The sequence below is a fragment of the Catenuloplanes indicus genome, from assembly GCF_030813715.1.
GTDB lineage: Bacteria > Actinomycetota > Actinomycetes > Mycobacteriales > Micromonosporaceae > Catenuloplanes > Catenuloplanes indicus.
This window is the reverse complement of the sequence record NZ_JAUSUZ010000001.1, coordinates 1,955,623-1,974,504: the sequence shown is the minus strand read 5'-3', so window position 1 is coordinate 1,974,504 and position 18,882 is coordinate 1,955,623. Positions and strand designations below refer to the sequence as shown.

At 71.7% G+C, this 18,882-nt stretch carries 25 protein-coding genes and 1 pseudogene; 17 read left to right on the top strand and 9 right to left on the bottom strand.

Translation table 11 applies throughout. The features are described from left to right. The first annotated feature begins 42 nt into the window (after window positions 1-42). From rpmB to J2S42_RS09070, 9 genes and pseudogenes are all read left to right on the top strand, one after another. Window positions 43-276, top strand: a complete 234-nt coding sequence (gene rpmB, locus J2S42_RS09110; protein WP_307237484.1) for a 50S ribosomal protein L28 — start codon at window positions 43-45, stop codon at window positions 274-276. After that, complete coding sequence (gene rpmG, locus J2S42_RS09105) at window positions 276-443, top strand: 50S ribosomal protein L33 (protein ID WP_307237481.1); 168 nt, start codon at window positions 276-278, stop codon at window positions 441-443. Before rpmB ends, rpmG begins: the two co-directional genes overlap by 1 nt. Further along, a complete protein-coding gene (gene rpsN, locus J2S42_RS09100) occupies window positions 443-748 on the top strand; it encodes a 30S ribosomal protein S14 (protein WP_307237478.1) in 306 nt (101 codons plus the stop codon). Before rpmG ends, rpsN begins: the two co-directional genes overlap by 1 nt. Before the next feature lie 76 nt (window positions 749-824). Continuing rightward, window positions 825-1,326, top strand: a pseudogene (locus tag J2S42_RS09095) (iron chelate uptake ABC transporter family permease subunit); the annotation flags it as partial. Window positions 1,327-1,587: 261 nt separating this feature from the next. Further along, entirely contained in the window at window positions 1,588-1,794 is a 207-nt protein-coding gene (locus tag J2S42_RS09090) for an ATP-binding cassette domain-containing protein (RefSeq protein WP_307249317.1), read from the top strand. 415 nt (window positions 1,795-2,209) lie between these two features. Next, window positions 2,210-2,470 (top strand): hypothetical protein, encoded by a 261-nt coding sequence (locus J2S42_RS09085; protein ID WP_307237475.1) that lies wholly within the window; start codon window positions 2,210-2,212, stop codon window positions 2,468-2,470. A 321-nt stretch (window positions 2,471-2,791) separates the two neighbouring features. Beyond that, complete coding sequence (locus J2S42_RS09080; protein ID WP_307237472.1) at window positions 2,792-3,295, top strand: BON domain-containing protein; 504 nt, start codon at window positions 2,792-2,794, stop codon at window positions 3,293-3,295. Window positions 3,296-3,328: 33 nt separating this feature from the next. Next, window positions 3,329-3,802, top strand: coding sequence for an STAS domain-containing protein (locus J2S42_RS09075; RefSeq protein WP_307237469.1), 474 nt, complete (start codon window positions 3,329-3,331; stop codon window positions 3,800-3,802). Then, window positions 3,799-4,488, top strand: a complete 690-nt coding sequence (locus J2S42_RS09070; RefSeq protein WP_307237466.1) for an STAS domain-containing protein — start codon at window positions 3,799-3,801, stop codon at window positions 4,486-4,488. Before J2S42_RS09075 ends, J2S42_RS09070 begins: the two co-directional genes overlap by 4 nt. A gap of 215 nt (window positions 4,489-4,703) precedes the next feature. Here J2S42_RS09070 and J2S42_RS09065 read toward each other — a convergent pair whose 3' ends face one another. The 3 genes from J2S42_RS09065 to J2S42_RS09055 all read right to left on the bottom strand — a co-directional run bounded on the left by J2S42_RS09065 (window position 4,704) and on the right by J2S42_RS09055 (window position 7,220). Continuing rightward, the gene (locus J2S42_RS09065) at window positions 4,704-6,386 is read right to left on the bottom strand and encodes a serine/threonine-protein kinase (protein WP_307237464.1); all 1,683 of its coding nucleotides are present in this window, start codon (window positions 6,384-6,386) and stop codon (window positions 4,704-4,706) included. A 55-nt stretch (window positions 6,387-6,441) separates the two neighbouring features. Further along, entirely contained in the window at window positions 6,442-6,738 is a 297-nt protein-coding gene (locus J2S42_RS09060) for a hypothetical protein (protein WP_307237461.1), read from the bottom strand. Window positions 6,739-6,887: 149 nt separating this feature from the next. Continuing rightward, window positions 6,888-7,220 (bottom strand): STAS domain-containing protein, encoded by a 333-nt coding sequence (locus J2S42_RS09055; RefSeq protein WP_307237459.1) that lies wholly within the window; start codon window positions 7,218-7,220, stop codon window positions 6,888-6,890. 377 nt (window positions 7,221-7,597) lie between these two features. Here J2S42_RS09055 and J2S42_RS09050 point away from each other — a divergent pair, with 377 nt between their 5' ends. The 3 genes from J2S42_RS09050 (at window position 7,598) to J2S42_RS09040 (ending at window position 8,434) form a co-directional block, all read left to right on the top strand. Further along, complete coding sequence (locus J2S42_RS09050) at window positions 7,598-7,900, top strand: iron-sulfur cluster assembly accessory protein (RefSeq protein ID WP_307237456.1); 303 nt, start codon at window positions 7,598-7,600, stop codon at window positions 7,898-7,900. Continuing rightward, window positions 7,897-8,058, top strand: coding sequence for a hypothetical protein (locus tag J2S42_RS09045; RefSeq protein WP_307237453.1), 162 nt, complete (start codon window positions 7,897-7,899; stop codon window positions 8,056-8,058). The genes J2S42_RS09050 and J2S42_RS09045 overlap by 4 nt, the downstream gene beginning before the upstream one ends. Before the next feature lie 79 nt (window positions 8,059-8,137). Beyond that, window positions 8,138-8,434 carry a BON domain-containing protein gene (locus J2S42_RS09040; protein WP_307237450.1) on the top strand — a complete coding sequence of 99 codons (297 nt, stop codon included), beginning with the start codon at window positions 8,138-8,140 and terminating at the stop codon, window positions 8,432-8,434. 99 nt (window positions 8,435-8,533) lie between these two features. Here the strand turns inward: J2S42_RS09040 and J2S42_RS09035 are convergent, their stop codons facing one another. Together J2S42_RS09035 and J2S42_RS09030 are read right to left on the bottom strand one after the other, a co-directional pair. Beyond that, window positions 8,534-9,112, bottom strand: a complete 579-nt coding sequence (locus J2S42_RS09035) for a GerMN domain-containing protein (protein ID WP_307237447.1) — start codon at window positions 9,110-9,112, stop codon at window positions 8,534-8,536. Beyond that, the gene (locus J2S42_RS09030; protein WP_307237444.1) at window positions 9,109-10,458 is read right to left on the bottom strand and encodes a sensor histidine kinase; all 1,350 of its coding nucleotides are present in this window, start codon (window positions 10,456-10,458) and stop codon (window positions 9,109-9,111) included. The genes J2S42_RS09035 and J2S42_RS09030 overlap by 4 nt, the downstream gene beginning before the upstream one ends. Before the next feature lie 531 nt (window positions 10,459-10,989). On the opposite strand from J2S42_RS09030, the gene J2S42_RS09025 reads away from it, so the two are divergent. Then, window positions 10,990-11,985 (top strand): potassium channel family protein, encoded by a 996-nt coding sequence (locus J2S42_RS09025; protein ID WP_307237441.1) that lies wholly within the window; start codon window positions 10,990-10,992, stop codon window positions 11,983-11,985. 147 nt (window positions 11,986-12,132) lie between these two features. On the opposite strand, the gene J2S42_RS09020 is transcribed toward J2S42_RS09025, so the two are convergent. After that, window positions 12,133-12,549, bottom strand: a complete 417-nt coding sequence (locus tag J2S42_RS09020) for a PRC-barrel domain-containing protein (protein WP_307237439.1) — start codon at window positions 12,547-12,549, stop codon at window positions 12,133-12,135. Between the two features lie 234 nt (window positions 12,550-12,783). Between J2S42_RS09020 and J2S42_RS09015 the strand changes: the two genes are divergently transcribed. The 4 genes from J2S42_RS09015 (at window position 12,784) to J2S42_RS09000 (ending at window position 15,566) form a co-directional block, all read left to right on the top strand. Further along, a complete protein-coding gene (locus J2S42_RS09015; RefSeq protein WP_307237436.1) occupies window positions 12,784-13,338 on the top strand; it encodes a DUF421 domain-containing protein in 555 nt (184 codons plus the stop codon). 193 nt (window positions 13,339-13,531) lie between these two features. After that, the gene (locus J2S42_RS09010) at window positions 13,532-14,311 is read left to right on the top strand and encodes a potassium channel family protein (protein WP_307237433.1); all 780 of its coding nucleotides are present in this window, start codon (window positions 13,532-13,534) and stop codon (window positions 14,309-14,311) included. Between the two features lie 99 nt (window positions 14,312-14,410). Then, window positions 14,411-14,545: a hypothetical protein gene (locus J2S42_RS09005; protein ID WP_307237430.1), complete on the top strand. Its 135-nt coding sequence runs from the start codon at window positions 14,411-14,413 to the stop codon at window positions 14,543-14,545. 142 nt (window positions 14,546-14,687) lie between these two features. Continuing rightward, complete coding sequence (locus J2S42_RS09000) at window positions 14,688-15,566, top strand: class I SAM-dependent methyltransferase (RefSeq protein ID WP_307237428.1); 879 nt, start codon at window positions 14,688-14,690, stop codon at window positions 15,564-15,566. Between the two features lie 157 nt (window positions 15,567-15,723). On the opposite strand, the gene J2S42_RS08995 is transcribed toward J2S42_RS09000, so the two are convergent. The 3 genes from J2S42_RS08995 to J2S42_RS08985 all read right to left on the bottom strand — a co-directional run bounded on the left by J2S42_RS08995 (window position 15,724) and on the right by J2S42_RS08985 (window position 18,722). Further along, complete coding sequence (locus J2S42_RS08995) at window positions 15,724-16,158, bottom strand: PRC-barrel domain containing protein (RefSeq protein WP_307237425.1); 435 nt, start codon at window positions 16,156-16,158, stop codon at window positions 15,724-15,726. Continuing rightward, on the bottom strand, window positions 16,155-16,721 hold the full coding sequence (locus tag J2S42_RS08990; RefSeq protein ID WP_307237421.1) for a PRC-barrel domain-containing protein: 567 nt from the start codon (window positions 16,719-16,721) through the stop codon (window positions 16,155-16,157). The genes J2S42_RS08995 and J2S42_RS08990 overlap by 4 nt, the downstream gene beginning before the upstream one ends. 186 nt (window positions 16,722-16,907) lie before the next feature. Then, complete coding sequence (locus tag J2S42_RS08985; protein WP_307237418.1) at window positions 16,908-18,722, bottom strand: glycoside hydrolase family 15 protein; 1,815 nt, start codon at window positions 18,720-18,722, stop codon at window positions 16,908-16,910. Window positions 18,723-18,882 lie beyond the last annotated feature (160 nt).

Here is an 18,882-nt window from a genome sequence, read left to right as displayed (position 1 = left end):
CCCAATTGATAATGACAACGATTTTCAGTATAGAGTTGCGGCATGTCTTCCATCTGCGACGTGACCGGCGCCAAGCCGAGCTTCGGCAACGCCGTGTCGCACTCCCACCGCCGCACCCGGCGCCGCTGGAATCCCAACGTCCAGCGCCGCCGCTTCCGCCTCGCCGACGGCACCACCGTCCGCCTGAACATCAGCACCACCGGGCTGAAGATCATCGACCGGGACGGCATCGACTCGGTCGTCGCCCGGCTGCGTGCCCGGGGAGTGAAGCTCTGATGGCCAGGAGTACCGAGGTTCGCCCCGTGATCAAGCTGCGCAGCACCGCGGGGACCGGGTACACCTACGTGACCCGCAAGAACCGGCGCAACGACCCGGACCGCCTCGTGCTGCGCAAGTACGACCCGATGGTGCGTCGTCACGTCGACTTCCGGGAGGAACGCTGATGGCCCGCCGCAGCCTCACCGAGCGGGAGAAGCGCCGGACCGCGCTGACCGCGCGCTACGCCGAGCGGCGCGCCGATCTGAAGCGCGCGATCTCCGCGCCGGACACCGACCCGGACGTCCGGGCGGCCGCCGCGCGTACCCTCGCGTCCCTGCCCCGGGACTCCAGCCCCAGCCGGCGGCGCAACCGCGACCAGATCGACGGCCGGCCCCGCGGCGTGCTCAGCCGCTTCGGCCTGTCCCGGGTCCGCTTCCGTGAGCTGGCCCTGCGCGGTGAGCTTCCCGGGGTCCGCAAGGCCTCCTGGTAGGCATCGGGCGCCCGGCCGGGGAGAAGGGGCGGCATACGAACCGAGAGAGATCAACCGGGACTAACGGTGATCATCTGTGCTGCGCACCGGTATCAGGCCCTCCAGAGCCGCATCGACACCGGTGTCGCCGAGGGCAAAGCCGTCACCCTGCTGGGCGTCCTGCGGGAGAGGCCCGCGTCAATCGGCGCGCGATTCTCCTCCGCGGTGCGTGCCTCAGCGCCTGCGACCGGGCGGCGAGCCCGGGACCGCGCTCGGTCTCCTCGCCGACCACCTGCTGCCCGGCACGCACGGCGACGCGGGCGCGGTGCAGGACCGCATCGTCTGGGAGTACCGGGCGCCCCGCGCCGTCCTCGCGCTGCTCGCCGGTGCCGGGCCGGCGCCCGTCGGCGCGGTCCTGCATGCGGTGGTCCGCAACCCGCTCGCGGACCCGTTCCTGCTCGGTGCTCGTCATCGTCACCGGGACCACGCTCGGCGGGCTGGGCCTGGCCGGGGCCGCGTTCGCCGGCGCGCTCACCGCGATGCTCGCCGTCTACGTCCTCGCCCACTCCGGCGGCCGGCTCACTGCCGGCCGCCTCGTGCTCGCCGGGGTGGCGCTGGCGTATCCGTTCCAGGCCGGGCACTCGTTCGTGCTGCGGCAGGCGACGCCGCCCGCGCCGCCCAGTCCTGCTGTTCTGGCTGCTCGGCAGCCTCGCCGGCGCTCGCTGAACCAACCTCGGCATCCCCGTGCTCGTCCTCGTGACCGGCACGGTCGCGCTGCTGATCCAGTGGCGGGCGCTGAACGCGGTCAGCGCGGTGATCGGTGTGCCGTTCTTCCTCTTGCTGCTGCGCAGGTCAGCGACATGAACCGGCGCACCTCCGCCCTCACCGTCGCGCTCGGCGGCGCCATCGTGCTGGACGGTGTCGACGTCGACGTGCCCGACGGCGCGTTCGCCGGCGTGCTCGGCTCGAACGGCAGCGAGAAGTCCACACTCATCGGCGCCGCCTACCGCGCGCTGCGCCCGCACACGGCGCCTCATCGGCCGCCCGCGGACGAACGGTACGGATAGCTGGGCCTGCCCGGCGCCGTGTACGCGAACGGTGCAGAGGCCCCGCCGTCGTCTCGATGCCGATCGAGTCGCCCGCGGTGGCGCCTCAGCCGGCCGTACGGCGGGTGCGCCGCGTGACGGTGCGACGGAATCCCTGTTCGGCCGGCTATTTCACGACCCGCGGATCGCGCTGAACAATCGTCATCCAGTCGCTGCCGCCCACCCCGGCCGAGGACGTCGAGGGCTACCATTCCGAATAGTCATCGGTGGGGAATGCATTACTGGTCGAGGCATAAAAGGGACGGTGCTCCGACGGTTGTATGACAATGTTCGCGGTTGCGTGAAGATATCGTGACTCCCGCGCCGATCGGGTTGCCCGCTGCGGTTATTTCGGTGAGTGTAGGGGATGGAGCTAAGGAGGCGCATCGTGATAGACGTGACCGACAACGCCGCTGCGGCCCTGCGGCGAATGACCAACACTGATGTGTATCCGCGGGCTGGGCTGAGTATCCGGAAAATAGCCGACAACAAATTCTCGCTGTCTATCGTCCCGGCGCCCGCCGATAATGACATCACCATTCCCCGGGCCAATGTGTACCTGGACCGGCCGGCCGCGGACGCGCTCGAGGACGCCCGGCTGGACGCCACCGCGAACGCCGTCCTCGCCAGTCACCTTCTGCTGAACCGGGCGAACTGAGCGCACCGTCGGTCGTGGAGGCGTGTCGTGGTCCACGGGTGACCGGGGTGCGGGGCGGCGAACGTCATCGGTCCGTCATCGTCCAGGGAAGCGCCCGTCAAACGCGCACGGAAGAGTGCTCCTCGTGCGGTGGCCACCTCCGCCGCCCGGCCCGAGCAGCCGGGGCCGGACGGGCACCCATGCGGCGGCGTACTGGTTCGGGCGCCGGCGCACGGGTGCCCGGACGCCCGGCACATTCCGTGCCGGTTTACCGGCGACGGGCTACCACGACCGTCCAGCGGCGCCGTTCCGTACGACGCGCGGCACCCGTAGGAGTGAGACATGGCGACGCCGCTGCCGCACGACCGTGAAGGCTCGGGAGTGCCTGGGCCCCGGAGGATTTCGGGTCTCGACGCGCGGCTGACCTACCAGGTGGCGCATAACCTGCTGGTGGACGATCGGACACGCAGGGAACGGATCGTGGTCTCCGTGCGCGACGGCGTCGCCATCCTCAGTGGCCGTGCGGGCGCTGAGGCCCGTGAGGTGGCGGGCGGCATCGCCCTGGGCAGCGACGGGGTGCGTGACGTGTGCAACCGTATCGACGCGCCGGACACCGGTGTCAGACTCGAACGGCAGCGGTTCGACACGATCGTGGCCGGGCTGGTCGCGGAGGCGTCGCGGTGGGATCGCCCGCCGCCGGCCGTGTTGCGGACCCCCAGCGCTGATAGCGGCGGTCCTGGTGGCGACCGGGTTCTGGTCGCTGCTGGCCGCCGTGGTGGTGGCCGGCTGGTGAGGAGTGCGGTCGTCGGCGACGACCGCCCTGGCCGCGGCTGTCCTGCGGCATAGCTCACCACACGGCCCACGGCCGGTTCGGCGCCGGTGAGCCGCACGGGGCGGGAACGTCATCGGACCGACATGCGCACGGGAATCTTCCGTCAAGCGGTGTGGGCAGGCTTGACCACAGCACAGTTCCGCTACGAGAAAGGCGCGGCGATGGCGATGACGGCACCGGTTGCGGCCCTGATCGAGATCGAGATCAGGGACCGGTTCGACCAGCACACGATCGCGTCGGTCGCGGACGTTCTCGATGGTGCGCACGCGATTCGGCCGCACCGGCTCGTCCTGGACCTGACCGACTGCACGGCCATCGACGCATCCGCGGTCGAGCTGCTGCTCGCCACGCACCGCAGGCTCTGGCATGACGGCGGCCGGCTGTTGCTGCGAGCCCCGTCCTGCCGGGTCCACCGCCTTCTTGACCTCGCCCACGTCACCGATGTCGTCGAGGTGGAACGCGCCGCCGAACCGGCCGCTGTCGCGTCCGGAAGGCCCGGGACGAGGGTGGAGACGCGATGACGGCGGTGCCTGGCCGGGTTCCCGGAACGGTGCGGCTCATCTGCGACTCGTGCGGCGACGCGCTGGACCAGCCGGATCATCTGGTACGGGAGGAAGAGCTGGTCTGGCCGGTGATCAGTGAGGCAGGCTGGTCCGGCTCCGCTTTCGCCACCGGACGTCATCTCTGCCCGGCCTGCCCGGCCACCTCGGCACCGCCGTCGGCTGAGGTGCCGCCGTCGGGGCCGCCCGGCGCGGTGGTCGCCCGGGGCGCCGGGGAGGCGCTCGTCGCCGAGGTCACCGGCACCCTCGACCGGCACGTGACGGACACCGTGCAGGCCGCGCTCGAGGACCCGGCCGGGCGCTGCGCCCACGTGGTCCTGGATCTGGGCGGCGTCGCGACCGTGGACCCGAACGGACTGTCCGGACTCGTCCGCGTGCGCCAGGTGTGCCGGCGTCGCCGCGGGACGGTGTGCCTGGCCGCGCCGTCGCGGTTCGTCCTGGCCGTGCTGCACACCATGCGCCTCACCGAGGCGTTTCCCTGCTTCCCCGACCGGTCGGCCGCGCTGGCCTGGAGCCGGTCGTCCACACCGGGCACCGAGCGTGTGAGCGGCCGTTCCGGCGATGCCGCGGGTCGCGCGCGCCCCGGCGGTGCGCGTGTCGGAGGATACCGGCGGGCGACCTCCGGGATCGGCCGTCGGCGGGGATGACCGGACCGCGGGTGCCAGGGTTGGCGTGATCCGGCCGGACTTCATGATCGTGACCGCGCCCTGAAGGACGCAGATTCTCTCCACGGTACGTGCGAAGCGCGCGACGTCCGGGCGGGGGTCGCTCATCGCCGGGTCCGAAGGCCAGAGCACCGGCCCCGCATACGCCGTAGCGGCAGAGGGCATGCCGTGGTCGGGGGTGACTACCCTCGCGGCGATCAGGCCGTTGCCTGCACCGTGCGGGTCGCCGCCTTGGAGCCGGCCGGCGACCGGTACCCGCTCGCGGTCACCATCGGCTCGGCCACCGGTGACGGGGGAGCGGACGACATCGGTGCCGACTCGGATGCCTCGGGCACCGTCGGCTGTGGCGTGGGTGGCGACGGCGATGCGGATGGCGACGACGGCGATGCGGATGGCAACGACGGCGCTGTGGATGGCGATGGCGCCAGCGTGGATGGCGACGGCGATGTGGATGGTGACGGGGGCGGTGAGACCTCCGGTGACGTCGCCGGCGAAGCCGCCGGCGACGGACCGCCGACCGGCGCGGACGACGGTCCGGGAGCCGCCCGGTCCTCCGTGGTGTGGACCGGCGGCACCTGAGCACCCGGATCCAGCGGACGCACCTCGACGCGCACGCCGTCGCATGGCACACCGTCGACGGCGAACCCGCTGGGCAGTGTGGCCGCGGCCGGATCGAACCGGCCGCCGAGCCCCACCGCGGTCGCGGCACCCGCTGGCAGACCGTCCGATGGGACGACCCGCACGGTCCGCTGGTGCTGCGACCATGCGGTCGCGGACCGCACCTCGGTCACCCGGTGGCCACGCGGCACGGCGAACGTCAATTCCCACGCGCGCAGGGCGGTACGGCCGGTGTTGGTCAACGTCAGCGTCGCGGCGAACGTGCCGTCGGTTCCGCGCCGGGTCTCGTACCGGGCTGCGCATGCCGGGGTCGAAGGCGCGTCGTCGAGTGCCGCCGCCTGCACCTCGTCGGAAGTGTGGCCGCCGATCGGTGCCGCCACGATGGCGGCCGCCATGGCCGCGGCGGAGCCGGCCAGCACACCCGCGACGCGTCTCGGGTGTGCCGCACGAGGCCGGCCGGCCGCGTCCGAGCGAGCGGCGACCGCGGTTCGCAGCTCGTGTGCGACGTCGGCCGCGGTGGGCCGCACCCGCGGATCGTCCGCGACGCACCGCCGGTGCAGCGCCGCGATCGAGGCGGGCAGGCCGCGCACGACCGGCGCAGCCGTGGACGGCTCGGTCCGGCGGCGACGTTCCCGCCGCGGGCGAGATCCGGTCAGGCATTCGCCGAGCGTTACCGCGAGTGCGAACACGTCGCAGGACGGTGCGGCCGGTCCGCCGTGGATCTGCTCCGGCGCGAGGTAGCGGAGGGTGCCCCAGACGCGGCCTGCCGGGTCAAGGGTCTCCTGGCCCGCGGGGGACGCGACACCGAAGTCGATGATCTTCGCGCCGTCCGCGGTCAGCATGATGTTGGCGGGTTTGATGTCCCGGTGGACGAGCCCGGCGGCGTGCGCCGCGGCCAGTCCTTCGGCGACGTGGGCGCAGACCCGGGCGGCCTGCGCCCACGGCATCGGGCCGCGGCGCAGACGGTTGAACAGCGTTTCGCCCTCGATGAACTCCAGCACCAGGTACGGCGTCGCCTGTCCCCACGCGTCGTCCTCGCCGTAGTCGAAGATCCGGGCGACCCGTGGATGGTTCAGCCGGGCCGCCGCGGCGGCCTCGTCGCGCATCCGTCGCGCGGAGTCCGGCTCCGGGTCCGATGCCGGCGACCACACCTTGACCGCGACCGTACGGTGCAGCACGAGATCGTGGCCGCGCCAGACGACGGCCATGCCGCCGCGTCCCACCTGCGCGTCCAACCGGTACCGGTCCGCTATCCGTCTCATCCCGGATCACGTTGCCGGATCACCGTCACGGACCTCCTGCATCCACGTGACGGACCTATGACTTTCGTCCCGGGCCGGTCCGGATCGCGCCGGGCGGGTCAGCGCGGGGGCGCGCCGTCATCATGACGGTCAACCCGACTCCCATCATGGCCAGTAGCGTGGGTAGCACGAACCGCCCGAGATCCCTACTGCCGCTCATCTCGGCCGTGCCCGCGCCCAGCAATGCGGCGCCGACCGAGACGGCGATCATGACCCGGCCGGAGACCGTGCGGTATCGCCGGGTGGCGAGCCGGCCGAGAACGCCGACGAGCAGTCCGATCGCCACGGCCAGAAACCACGCAAGGAGGAGCATCCCGTCTTCCTCTCACTCGGGCGCATCGAGCGCCGAACCTGAGCGGCACGTCACGATAGGCGGCGGGCGGCGACTCCGCCGCGCTGGACAGCCCGTACCTGGGGCCGCGGGCCGCCTGCGCGGGGCGCGCGCCGCCGACTGGAGTGGGTCTAACGGGAGCCGGGCCGGTCGAGCAGCCTGCCCAGGCCGTGCCGGCTCAGCCGGTCGCGAACCTGTGGCGCGGCGGCGACCAGCGCAACGCTGGCGTCGTTGGCCGCGGCACTGTCGCATCCGGTGCGCAGCGCGAGCAGGCCGCTGTCGGAGATGGCGGGCACGGCGCTGAGGTCGACGACGATGCGGGCGGGCCGTGTCGCCACCAGGACCATGGTGAACCGCTCGCGGAGCAGGCGGGCGGCGTCGGAGGAGTCGATCTCGCCCTGCGGCTCGATGGCGATCACCACGTCCGGTTCGGGCATGCGGTGAGTATCGATCACGAAGGTCATCGTTCGTCCTTTCCGGTCGGCCGCGCGATCTCGCGGCGGTCCTACCTCTCCACGTTTGCTCGCTTCCATGACGATCGCGGCGCGGAACCCCCGCGCTCCGATGACGGATCGAAGACGTTCTTGGCCGAGCCGCCGCAGGCTGGTTCCCGGCACCCGTCGATCGGCGAATGCGCCGGCGTGTCTCGGAGCCCGACGCCAGGATCGTGTATCCAGGCACATGATTCCGCCCGCGCACGCACGGAAAGCCGCTCCCCGGATCACAGCAACGTGCAGAGTGTCACGGGATCGACATGGAAACGATCGGCCGGCGTGAGGCCTGCGGCGCAGAGTAGGCGTGACCGGGCGCTACCTTCCCGCCGACCTGGAGGTCCACCGACATGTTGGTCCTGACCGACTACGCCGCCACGATCATCCGTGAGGTCACCGCCGGCCACAAGGCGACGAGCGGGCTGCGGATCAGCCGCGGCAACACGGACGGCTCGCTGGACGTGGTGGTGACGGACGCTCCGGCCGACGGCGACGAGATCGTCGAGAGGGACGGCGCGGCGGTCTTCCTGGCCCGCGAGATCTCGGCGCCGCTGGACGGACGGACGCTGGACGCCAGCGTCGACGCGGACGACGGGACCGTCACCTTCAGCGTCACCGGGCGGCGCGTGCCCGAGGAGGGAGACATTCGATGAGGGGCATGGGTCGTGGCCGTACCCGGCCGTCGCGCACCGGTACCGGGCGTCCCTGGCCGGTCGCCTCGGTGCTGCTGATCGCCCCGGGAAGCTGGGCCGGCCGCCCGGCGTCGCACCCGCGTCGCGACACCGGCCGCACCCGTACCGTCCTGGTGTGATGCGACGGTCGGCGCCGTGCCGGTAGGCAACTGGATCGATCGGCCGGCGCGGCGACCGTGCCGGGCCGTGGGGAGAGGGATGGGCATTCCGTACCCGGACGACGACGATCACCTCGGGCCGTACGAGGGCGAGTACCCGGCGCCCACCGATGAGCGCATCCGGCGGATGGCGATCCACCGGCTGCTGCGGGTGGCGCACCTGCGGACCCAGCCCGCGAGGGTGTCCGTGCAGAATAGGGTCGTGATCCTGGAGGGTGACGTGGACACCGCCGACCTGGCGGCGCAGATCGGCGCGGAGGTCTGGCGGACCCCGGGCGTTCTCGACGTGTGCAACGCGCTGGCGATCCCCGGCGGCTGGGACGACGCTCTGCCGTGAGCCGGCGGACGTGTTCCGGTGCGCCCGCCGATCGAGTGGCGCGGGACCGGGCCGCTCGGTGCGACGTGTGCCGGGCGGTGTGCCGCCGGACGGGCGGAGTCATCCGCCGTCGGTCAGCAGGCCGGTGTAGTCGCCGCAGGTGAGGGCGCCCTCGGAGAGCGAGCCGTCGGCGCGCGGCACGCCGAGTGGCTGGCCGTCGCGGGTGAAGGAAACCACCGCGGTACCGGGGCGGCTGGCGAGCGTGCAGACGATCTGCCCGAAGGCGAGGGCCTCGTCGCTGCGGCTGCTGCCCTCCGGCGAGTCACCGACGGAGACGATCGCCTCGGCGCCGTTGGGGCGAACCTCGCCGATGGTCGTGGTGCCGGTCAGCGCGCTGGACAGTCCCGCGGCGGCCTCCTGGATGGTCGGTCCGCTGAGCAGGTGCTGCAGGTGCGTGGCGAGGTCGGGGTAGGTGCCGACGCTGCGGGTGATGGCGGTCAGCCGGGAGTCAGCGACGAAGTACACCGTCTCGGCGATGCTGCCGGGTGCGCCGGTGGCCGGCCGCGCGGACGCGGCGGCGTCGTAGCGGCCGTTGGGCGCGGTGATGCCCCGGGGCGCCTCCTCGGCGGGAATGCCGCAGGCGGCGGTAGCCGTCAACAGCATGGCCGGTACGGCCACGGCGAGCCGTCGGGTGTTCATGCCTGGGCCTCCGGAAGCCGGACCCGGAACCGTGCGCCACCGTCCGGGCAGTCCTCGACCGTGGCGGTTCCGGTATGTGCGGCCGCGTGCTGGGCGACCAGCGCCAGGCCGAGCCCGGTGCCGTCAGTGCTGCCGCGGGCATGGGCCGGCCGCCCGCGGACGAACCGGTCGAAGATGACCTCGCGCTCGGCGGGCCGGACACCAGGGCCCTCGTCGTCGACGACGATCTCGTATCGGCCGTCGACGTGCTGTAGCAGCAGCGCGGTCGGGCCCCCGCCGTACCGTACGGCGTTGTGCAGCAGGTTGGTCATGATCTGTAGGACCCGGCGCCGGTCGACGTGCCAGGAACCGTCGCCGGTGACCGTGACGATGCTCTCCGGCACGGCGCAGAGCCGGCACGCCTCCGCGGCCAGCTCGGCGATGTCGACCGTGGTGCGGTCGGCCGGCCGGTCGTCGCGGGACAGCTCAAGAAGGTCGTTGACGAGTGCCTGGAACCGGTCGACCTCGCCGGTCATCAGGTCGACCGCCATGGCCATCCGGTCATCGAGCCGATCGCGGCCGCGACGCAGCACGCTGGCGGTGGCCGCGAGCGTCTGTAGCGGGGATCGCAGCTCATGGCTGACGTCGGCGGCGAAGCGGCGGTCCCGCGCCATCCGCGCGGACAGCTTGTCGACCATGTCGTTGAACGACGACGTCAGCGCGGTCAGATCCGGGTCGGCGGCCTCGTCGAGCCGGGCGTCGAGGTGCCCGGCGGCGATGTCCTTCGCCGCGCCCGCGACCGTGTGCAGCGGCCGGAGCAGGTAGCGGGTGCTGTACCAGCCGAGCAGCGCGCCTGCGGCGCCGGTCAGCACCGCGACCGTGGTCAAAATCAGCGCGAGGATACGCAGCGTGGCGTCCAACTCGTCGAGGGAGTCCAGCTCGTAGAAGCCGGCCGAGGACGACAGCGGGATGCCGATCACCACGGCCGGCCGGCCGCCGGTGTGCACCCGTTGCATGCCGGCCCGGCCGCCCTCCACCTGCGCGACGAGCGCGGCCGGGACGGCGTCGGTGATGCCGCCGTCGGCGCTGCGGGCGTGCCAGTCGCCGTCGATGCGCACGATCGCGCGCCGGTTGCCACCGGTGTCCAGCAGCCGCAGCACCTCCAGGATGTCGCCGCGCCCGGACACCACCTCGGCGCGGACCACGGTGGCGTCGAAGTACGCGGCGCGGACCGCGGTGCGCTCGCGTTCGGTCAGCAGCGAGTCGCGAATCAACTGGTAAGAGATGAGCGCGACCGCGGCCGACAGCAGCACCGCCCCGGTGGTGAAGGCGGTGATCACACGAATTCTCAGCCCTGCCCGCCTCATCCGGCCATTGTCACTCCTGCCCCGGCCGTACGGCGTCATCGGAGCGCCTTCCGGCCGACATGTCACCCAATCGTCAATTCGTCGCGCGCCGATGGACACACTGCCCCCACGCGACCGCTCGGACCATTCCATGAGGAAGCGCGCCTACGCGGTGGCGGAGGGCACCTGCCGTCCGCCACACAGGGCGCCGGCGGGGATCCGTTCGCGCTGTGGTGACCGACCGGTGTCGCCGACCCACCGGCCACGGACGAGCCGATCCTCGGGTGTCACCGCGGGACGACCGCGACCGGTGCCGGACCAGCGGTTCGTGGTGACGACCGTGCCCGCCGCGCGGCTGATCCGGCGGCCACCGCCGGTGTCCGTGGTGGGGCCCGCTGGTGAGGCCGCGGTGAGACGGAGCCGGACGGCCGCGCCGCACCGGAGTTCCGGCGCCGGCTGATCAGCGCGACATCGCGCCGAGGGCCGGGCACCGGCGGTTCGGTCGAGGCCTGACAGGCCCGGCCCGGGATGCTCCGGCGCTAGAGTGCGTGGGTGGACCAGGACGGCGTGCGACTCCCACCGAGCCGGATCGGCCCGGTGGCGACGATGGGCCGTCGTCTGGCGCTGGCGCTGGCGACCGTGGCGGCCATGAGCGTGACGGTGCTGCTCGACCGGGACGGCTATCGCGATGGGCACGACGGCTCCGTATCGGTGCTCGACGCGGTGTACTACGCGGGGGTCAGCCTGTCCACGACCGGCTACGGCGACATCGTGCCGGTGTCCGACCCCGCTCGCCTGGTCAACGTCGTGGTCATCATGCCACTGCGGGTCTTCTTCCTGGCGCTGCTGGTGGGGACCACGTTCGAGGTGCTGACCCAACGCACCCGCCAGCAGTGGAAACTGAACCGTTGGAGGTCCCGGTTGCACGGTCACACGGTGGTCGTCGGGTACGGCATCAAGGGCCGAGCGGCGATCCAGGCTCTACGGGAAGGCGCCGCACCGGGGGACAGGTTCGTCGTCATCGACGCCTCGGCGGCCACCGCGCGGGAGGCGATCGAGGACGGCCATGCCGCCGTCATCGGCGACGCGACGCGCTCGATGATCCTGGCGCAGGCCGGGGTGGGCTCCGCCGCCAGGGTCGTCGTCGCCGCGGACCGCGACGACACCGCCGCGCTGGTCACGCTGAGCGTGCGGCAACTGAACGCCGATGCTCCGATCGCCGTGGCGGTCCGTGCCTCCGAGAACGTGCCGTTACTGCGCCGCAGCGGCGCCACGACGGTCATCACGTCGTCGGATGCGGCCGGCCGGCTGCTGGGATTGTCCGCGCAGAGCCCGGCGGCGAGCGACGTGATCGGTGATTTGCTCGTGCAGGGGCATGGTCTGCATCTGGTGGATCGGCAGGTCGCGGAGCACGAGGTCGGGCTCTCACCCGCTCAGTGCGGCGACGTGGTCCTGGCTGTGGTGCGGGATGAGGTTCTGATCCGATTCGACCGGATCGGCGTGTTCGCCGCCGGAGACCGGCTGATCCAGGTCCGCACCCGGTCGTGAGGAGCGGCGTTGCCGCGGTCACCCGGCCGGTCCGGATGCTGCCGCGTCTGTGGAGGTGCGGCGGCGGGTGGCGTGTCATCGCCGCCCGCCCGGGAGTGCACCGGTCAACCGTCTCCATCCTGCGGCTCCGCCGTACGCGACGCGTTCTCAGATCCGGTACATGCCCGCCGGATAGATGTAGCCCGGAGTCCAGTATGGGGCGTATCCGTAGTAGTGGTACATATCGGAGTAATAGTCGCTCTGATCGATGAGCTCCGGGTCGTAGCGGGGAGCGCCGGCGACCTGCTCGGAGGCGAGGTCGACGTGAACCCTGTCCTCGGTGACCTCGCGGACCGCATCCACCGGGATGAACGACTCGGACGCGCCGATACCCAGAATGCCGCCGTGCTGCACGCGCAGGAAGCGGATCTTTTCCTCGCCGGTGTCGATCAGCAGGTCATGGATCTTGCCGAGGTCGTCGCCGTTGCGGTCGACGACCGTGCGGCCGCGGATGTCGCGGTCGGGATTCGCGACGACCTTGTCGGTGTCGCTCAGCCTCGTCAGTGTGTGTGCCCGATCGGACATGATTTCCTCTCACGTTCGGTTCGCCGGATTGAGCCGTCTACCCGCTGCCCGGACCCGCAAACGACTCGCCTGGGCGGTGCGTAGATCTGGTCCGAGACCCGAGAGCCGATCACATCCAGGGCGTTCGTGCGGGTCGGCGCGGTGCCTGCGGGCGACTGTGCGAGGCGGGCAGCCACGGGAAAGTGCCGTCGAGGTGCTCAGGGTGACGACGTCGGCACCGGGTACCCAGCGGGCATGTTCTTCGACACCTTCTACGACCTGTGGCGTATCGCTGCTGTCGGCGTCCTGACCTACCTGCTTCTGATCACCGTTCTGCGGTTCTCCGGCAAACGCACCTTGGCGAAGATGAACGCCTTCGATCTGGTGGTGACCGTCGCTCTCGGATCAACTCTTGCCACGATCCTGTTGACCCGGGACGTGGCGCTGCTGGAGGGTCTGGTCGCATTCACGGTGCTCGTCGGATTGCAGTTCGCGGTCAGCTGGGTCTCGGTGCGGTCCGGTAAGCTGCGAGAACTGGTCAAATCGGATCCGACCCTGCTGCTGCTCGACGGCGAGCTGCTCGACGGCACGCTACGCCGTCAGCGGATCACCGAGGGCGAGATCCTTCAGGCCGTACGCGCCCAGGGCATCGGGGATCTGACCTCGGTGGCCGCCGTCGTGCTGGAGAGCGACGGCAGCTTCAGCGTCATTCCGCGGCAACAGGCCGGTGCCCGCAGCGCGCTGCGCGACGTCCACCCCACCCCTCGGCGCGCACAGGCGAACCGGGACCACCATCAGCGGGATGCATAGCCGGGCTCGCGATGTGACCTCGCCGTACCCGCGTCACGGATCTGTCACGGGACAGCGCGCTGTTCGCGACAGCGTCGGTGCACGATGAGGTGGCGCATCTCGGCGTCGTACGGCGGTCGGCACGGGGCCGACGGAGCCGCGCGCGCAGTCGTCGCCGGGCCCGGGCGGCAGGGGAGCGGAGGCGGAAACGCGAATGGAGAAGTCGGCAGGGCGCCGGCTCGACCGGTGGGAACGCATCGGCGCCTATCACCTCACCACGCTGTCGGTGCTGTTCATCGCGGTCTACGCCATACCGATCCTGTGGCCCGGCCTGGATCCCCGTTGGCAGCACATCTGCCAGATCGCGAACCTGGTGATCTGGGCGTTGTTCGGAGCCGACTATCTGATCCGGCTCGTCCTCGCCCCGCACCGGCGGCGCTACCTTCGTTCGCACTGGTTCGACCTGCTCGTACTGGTCGTTCCAGTCGTACGGCCGCTGCGGGCACTGCGGCTGGTCTTCGCGCTGAAGGTACTCAACCAGTGCGCCGAGACCCTGACCCGTGGCCGGCTGGCCGTCTACGTCGGTGGCACGACGGTACTCCTGGTGGCGGTGGCCGCGCTTGCCGTGCTCGACGCCGAACGGGGGCAGCCGGACAGCACCATTCAGACCTATCCGGAGGCCCTGTGGTGGGCCGTGGTGACGATCACCACCGTGGGATACGGAGACTTCGCTCCCGCCACCGCCGAAGGCCGGTTGGTCGCCCTGGCCATGATGATCGGCGGAATCGGTCTCCTCGGGTTCGTGACCGGCTCGGTGACCAGTTGGATCGTCGACCGCATCGCCGCCGGCGAGGCGGCCGAGCAGGCCACACGCCAGGACGTGTCCAGTCTGCTCGATGAGATCCGCCGCCTCAGGGACGAGGTCGCCGATCTGCGCGGCATGGTCGCCACGGGCACGCCCCCACCGCCCGACAATTCCAGCCCTCGCGCATGATCCCGCCCTCCGGCGGCCGTTCACGGCTGCCCCGATCGACGGAGATCCCGCACCAGCGGCGGGCCGTTCTCGAATCAGAGGCGCTCCTCCTCCACCGATGTGCTCGTCGCCCGTACCTTCGACGACGCCCGGATGCCGGCCTGGAGCAGCCGGCTGGCCGGCATCCGGCGGCGGCTCGCCCGCCACCCCGCCCGCTCCGCCGCACCCGTGGTGACACCGCGCGACGACGAGTGACTGCAGTACGGCCGACGGCAGTCCGGTGGGAACGTCCCCGCCGGCGCCGTCGAACCCCGGCCGTCGTGGTTTCGCCCCCGCCCGACGCCCCGTCGGAAACCGGGTGACCGCACCTCGCCCCGTACCGTGAAGGAGCACCGCCATGGTGACACGCGACCCGGCCCCCCAAACCGCGTACGGCCCGATGGTGATCGCCGCCGCCGCGCACTTCCGCCCACCCGGCCGGCGCGTGTACGACGATCCGCTCGCCCTCCGGATGCTGCCCGCCGTGCAACGCCTGATCGCCCGCGCCTGCCGATGGGATCCGGCCTACCGGATGCTGGTCGGCGCCACCGACGCCCGGGCGCGCGGCCTCTGGGCCGCGGTGCTGTGCCGTAAGCGGTACGCCACCGACCAGATCAGGTCCGCGCTCGCCGCCGGCATCCGGCAGTACGTCCTGCTCGGCGCCGGACTGGATACCAGACCCTACCGGCTCGTCGCACCGGCCGGCTGCCGCGCCTGGGAGCTCGACCTGCCCGCCAATATCGCCGTCAAACGCCGACGGGTGCGCACCCTGCCGGCCGGTCTGACCGCCGGCACGACGCTCGTGCCGATCGACTTCGCCGCCGAAGACCTGATGACCACACTGGAGGCGGCCGGGCTCGCGTCCGGACAGCCCACGATGTTCGTCTGGGAGGCCGTGACCCAGTACCTGACCGAGGACGCCGTCCGCCGGACGCTGACCGCACTCGGCGCCGCGGCGCCCGGAAGCCGGATCGTCTTCACCTACCTGCGCGCCGACTACCTCGGCGGCGCCGCCGACTACGACGCCGCACCGGCCCGCCGCCAGTTCGTCGACCGGCAGCACGTCTGGCGGTTCGGCCTGGACCCGGCAGAGGTGGCCGCCTTCCTGCGCCCCTACGGTGGACCGTCTGCGAACAGGTCGGCGCCGCGGAATACACCGGCCGTTACCTCAGCCCTGCCGGCCATGACCTGCCGATCTCCGAGATCGAACGGTTCGTCTCGGCGGAGCGCGCCGTGATCCCACCGGACCCGCGGTGACGACGTCCGGTGGGATCGACTACGGCCATCCTCGATCCGGGGCCGGCCGGCGCCGCCGAGGAGGTCATCATCCTCATGGCCGACGCGGTCGAGACCGCCACGGCCCGTGCCGGTGGGGTCCGGCAGTCCGCCGCCGGTCAGCCGTCGCCGCGTACGACGACGGCGTAGGAGCCGCAACCGATCAGGCGTTCGCCGTCGACGGTCCCCGACTCGGTCATGAGGCCGACGATCCGGCCGGACCGCGGGTCGAAGTCGATGTCGACCACGCGTCCGATCTCGTTGCCGGCCTCGGTCAGCAGCCGCTTCCGGAGCGGGTCGTGCTGCGGGCCACTCAGCTCGGCGGCGCGGCCGTCAGCGGTCCGGACCGCGGCGGAGGAGGCCACCGTGACCGCGTCGCCGACGCCGGTGATGTCCGGCCAGTGCACGACGGCGTGGTCGCGGCGGCCATGCGTCCCGAGCGCTGCGACGGTTGCGGTCGCCGGGTCGATGACGATGCCATCCACCTCGGCGACGGTGGTGGCGCTGCCGGTGTCGACGATGGGGCGGCGGTGAATGTCGGTGTACCGGGTCATCGACGGCCTCCTGGGCTGGTGCGGATCGAGGTGATGGTCGCGCCGAGGCCGGCGAGGTCATCCGCGACGTGCTCGGTGACAGCGGACGGCACGATCACCGCCTCGCCCGAGGCCGCCATGGTGTCGGCCCGCGGGATCAAAACTGTGCGGCCCGCCGGTGGCAGCGCGTCGCCCGTGCGGATCTCGTAGCCGGCCACCTGCGGCTCGGTCCCGAACTCGACGATCACGTCGGTGACGGTGCCGAGCGAGGTGCCGGCGTCGGTGAGCACAAGGTCGCCGAGGACCTCGCCGTCATGGATCTCGGCGCGGGCGACCAGGTCATCACGGTCCGGCAGCACGCCGTCGTCGATCATGACGGCGTCGTTCCCGGCGCCGCGGACGCGGCTCCACGGCAGTGCCTGGTGCAGACGCCCGCCGAAGGCTCCTCGGGCGGCGAGTGTGAAGCCGAGGATGCGACCGCCCGGTGCGGCGAACACGACGTCTTTGATCCGTGCGACGTTCTCGCCGGACAGGGTCACCACCGGCCGGCCGATGAGATCGGTGGCGCGTACGAGGCCGGTCATGTTCGATCCCTTCGCCGTGCCCGTGCGTCCACGACCACGACGCCACCGCGCCGCCGTCGGGACTGTGTCATCAGCATCGCGCCCACCGCGAGGATGAGCAGCGCTATGGCGAGCAGAAGCCACACCCACCATTCCATGTCATGTACCTCCGCGTTCTTCTCGTCGTCGGGTACCGTCCCGGACGGGTTAGTCGGGGCGGGTGTGCTGGTCGGTGGCGCTGGCACTCGTGCGGGTCGCCGCGCCGGAGAGTTCCCGTGCGGTGTTGACCAACCCGACGAGGCTGAACGCCTGTGGTGTGTTGCCGAGCTGCCGTCCGGCGACCGGGTCGTACTCCTCGGCGAGCAGGCCGACGTCGTTGCGCAGGTCCAGTAGCCGCTCGAAGAGCGCGACCGCCTCATCCCGGCGTCCGGTCGCGTCGAGGGCGTCGGCCAGCCAGAAGCTGCAGGCGAGGAACGCGCCCTCGGTGCCGGGCAGGCCGTCGACGTTGTCGTCGTGCTGGGGGTGGTAGCGGACCACGAGACCGTCGACGTACAGTTCCCGGCGGATCGCGTCGACGGTGCCGACGACGCGCGGGTCGTTCCAGGGCAGGAAGCCGACGCGGGGAAGAAGCAGCAGCGCGGCGTCCAGGCCGGCCGAGCCGTAGAACTGGGTGAAGGTGTTGCGCTCGGGATCGTAGCCTTTCGCGCAGACCTCGGCGTGGATCCGGTCCCGGACGGAGGCCCACCGCCGGGCGGGTCCGTCGAGGCCGTGGCGGCGTACGGCGGCGACCGCGCGGTCGAAACCGGCCCAGGCCAGGACCTTGGAGTGGACGAAGTGCCGCCGTGGCCCGCGGACCTCCCAGAGGCTGTTGTCCGGCTGTTGCCAGTTGCCTTCGAGGAAGTCGAGCAGTGCCCGCTGGAGGTCCCAGGCGGCGTCGGTGGCGGCGATGCCGGACTCCCGGCTGAGGTGCAGCCCGTCCAGGACCTCGCCCCACACGTCCAGCTGGAGCTGGTCGGCGGCGGCGTTGCCGGTGCGTACCGGCGCGGACTTCTCGTATCCGGACAGCCAGGGCAGGTCCTGTTCGGGGATCCGCCGGGCGCCGTCCAGGCCGTACATGATCTGCAACTTCGCCGGATCGCCGGCGACGGCGCGTAACAGCCACTCCCGCCAGGCCTTCGCCTCGTCCCGGTAACCGGTACCGAGCAGCGCCTGCAGGGTGAACGTGGCGTCGCGCAGCCAGCAGTACCGGTAGTCCCAGTTGCGTGGCCCGCCGAGCTGCTCAGGTAGCGAGGTGGTCGCGGCCGCCAGAATGCCACCGGTCGGGGCATAGGTGAGCGCCTTGAGGGTGATCAGCGCCCGTCGAACCGCCTCGGGCCAGCGTCCGTCGTAGGTGCAGCGGCTCATCCAGTCCCGCCAGAACCGGTCGGTGCCGGTAACGGCATGCGCCGCGTGGACCGGTTTCGGCCGCGGCAGATGCGATGCCTGGTGGGTTAGCACGAACGAGACCTTCTGCCCGGCGTGGACGGTGAAGTCCGCGACCGTACTGTGGTCCTGGCCGTGGACCGGCGCGTCGGTGTGCAGCCAGACGGTGTCCGGCCCGGCGATGGCGGCGAGGTCGCCGTCGTGCCGGCGCACCCACGGCACGACGTGCCCGTAGTCGAAACGCAACACCAACCGCATGTGCACAGGTACGGCGCCGGAGAGTCCCTCCACCACCCGGACCAGGTCGGCGGCCTCGCCGCGGGGCGGCATGCAGTCGGTGACGCGCACCGACCCGTCCGCGGTGTCCCACTCGGTCTCCAGGACCAGGGTGTCGGGGCGGTAGCGGCGGCGGGTCGCCGGACCCCCGCCTGCCGGCCCGAGCCGCCAGTGGCCGGCCGAGTCGTCGTGCAGCAGGGCGGCGAAACAGGCAGGTGAGTCGAATCGGGGCAGACAGAGCCAGTCGATCGACCCGTCCCGGCCGACCAGCGCGGCCGTCTGCAGATCACCGATGACGGCGTAGTCCTCGATTCTGCCCGGCATACGCGTTCCCTTCAACGCAGTGAGCACGACCGTGACGTGGTCCAGGCGGACCGCCTACCGCGTGCCGTACCGTGTTCGTCCTTTCCTCGGTGACCATCGATCCGCACGGCGGCGCGTGCTTCGCCTATCCTTCCTTCGCCGTATGACGATCGCGGATCGG

Coding starts and splice junctions, on each gene's coding strand:
- J2S42_RS09055 (WP_307237459.1), bottom strand. CDS start 7,220: ATGACCTTCGTGATCGATACTCACCGCATGCCCGAACCGGACGTGGTG.
- J2S42_RS09030 (WP_307237444.1), bottom strand. CDS start 10,458: ATGAGGCGGGCAGGGCTGAGAATTCGTGTGATCACCGCCTTCACCACC.
- J2S42_RS08985 (WP_307237418.1), bottom strand. CDS start 18,722: ATGCCGGGCAGAATCGAGGACTACGCCGTCATCGGTGATCTGCAGACG.
- J2S42_RS09090 (WP_307249317.1), top strand. CDS start 1,588: ATGAACCGGCGCACCTCCGCCCTCACCGTCGCGCTCGGCGGCGCCATC.
- J2S42_RS09045 (WP_307237453.1), top strand. CDS start 7,897: ATGAGGGGCATGGGTCGTGGCCGTACCCGGCCGTCGCGCACCGGTACC.
- rpmG (WP_307237481.1), top strand. CDS start 276: ATGGCCAGGAGTACCGAGGTTCGCCCCGTGATCAAGCTGCGCAGCACC.
- J2S42_RS09020 (WP_307237439.1), bottom strand. CDS start 12,549: ATGTCCGATCGGGCACACACACTGACGAGGCTGAGCGACACCGACAAG.
- J2S42_RS09040 (WP_307237450.1), top strand. CDS start 8,138: ATGGGCATTCCGTACCCGGACGACGACGATCACCTCGGGCCGTACGAG.
- J2S42_RS08990 (WP_307237421.1), bottom strand. CDS start 16,721: ATGACCGGCCTCGTACGCGCCACCGATCTCATCGGCCGGCCGGTGGTG.
- J2S42_RS09000 (WP_307237428.1), top strand. CDS start 14,688: ATGGTGACACGCGACCCGGCCCCCCAAACCGCGTACGGCCCGATGGTG.
- J2S42_RS09010 (WP_307237433.1), top strand. CDS start 13,532: ATGGAGAAGTCGGCAGGGCGCCGGCTCGACCGGTGGGAACGCATCGGC.
- J2S42_RS09050 (WP_307237456.1), top strand. CDS start 7,598: ATGTTGGTCCTGACCGACTACGCCGCCACGATCATCCGTGAGGTCACC.
- rpmB (WP_307237484.1), top strand. CDS start 43: ATGTCTTCCATCTGCGACGTGACCGGCGCCAAGCCGAGCTTCGGCAAC.
- J2S42_RS08995 (WP_307237425.1), bottom strand. CDS start 16,158: ATGACCCGGTACACCGACATTCACCGCCGCCCCATCGTCGACACCGGC.
- J2S42_RS09035 (WP_307237447.1), bottom strand. CDS start 9,112: ATGAACACCCGACGGCTCGCCGTGGCCGTACCGGCCATGCTGTTGACG.
- J2S42_RS09060 (WP_307237461.1), bottom strand. CDS start 6,738: ATGCTCCTCCTTGCGTGGTTTCTGGCCGTGGCGATCGGACTGCTCGTC.
- rpsN (WP_307237478.1), top strand. CDS start 443: ATGGCCCGCCGCAGCCTCACCGAGCGGGAGAAGCGCCGGACCGCGCTG.
- J2S42_RS09080 (WP_307237472.1), top strand. CDS start 2,792: ATGGCGACGCCGCTGCCGCACGACCGTGAAGGCTCGGGAGTGCCTGGG.
- J2S42_RS09070 (WP_307237466.1), top strand. CDS start 3,799: ATGACGGCGGTGCCTGGCCGGGTTCCCGGAACGGTGCGGCTCATCTGC.
- J2S42_RS09015 (WP_307237436.1), top strand. CDS start 12,784: ATGTTCTTCGACACCTTCTACGACCTGTGGCGTATCGCTGCTGTCGGC.
- J2S42_RS09065 (WP_307237464.1), bottom strand. CDS start 6,386: ATGAGACGGATAGCGGACCGGTACCGGTTGGACGCGCAGGTGGGACGC.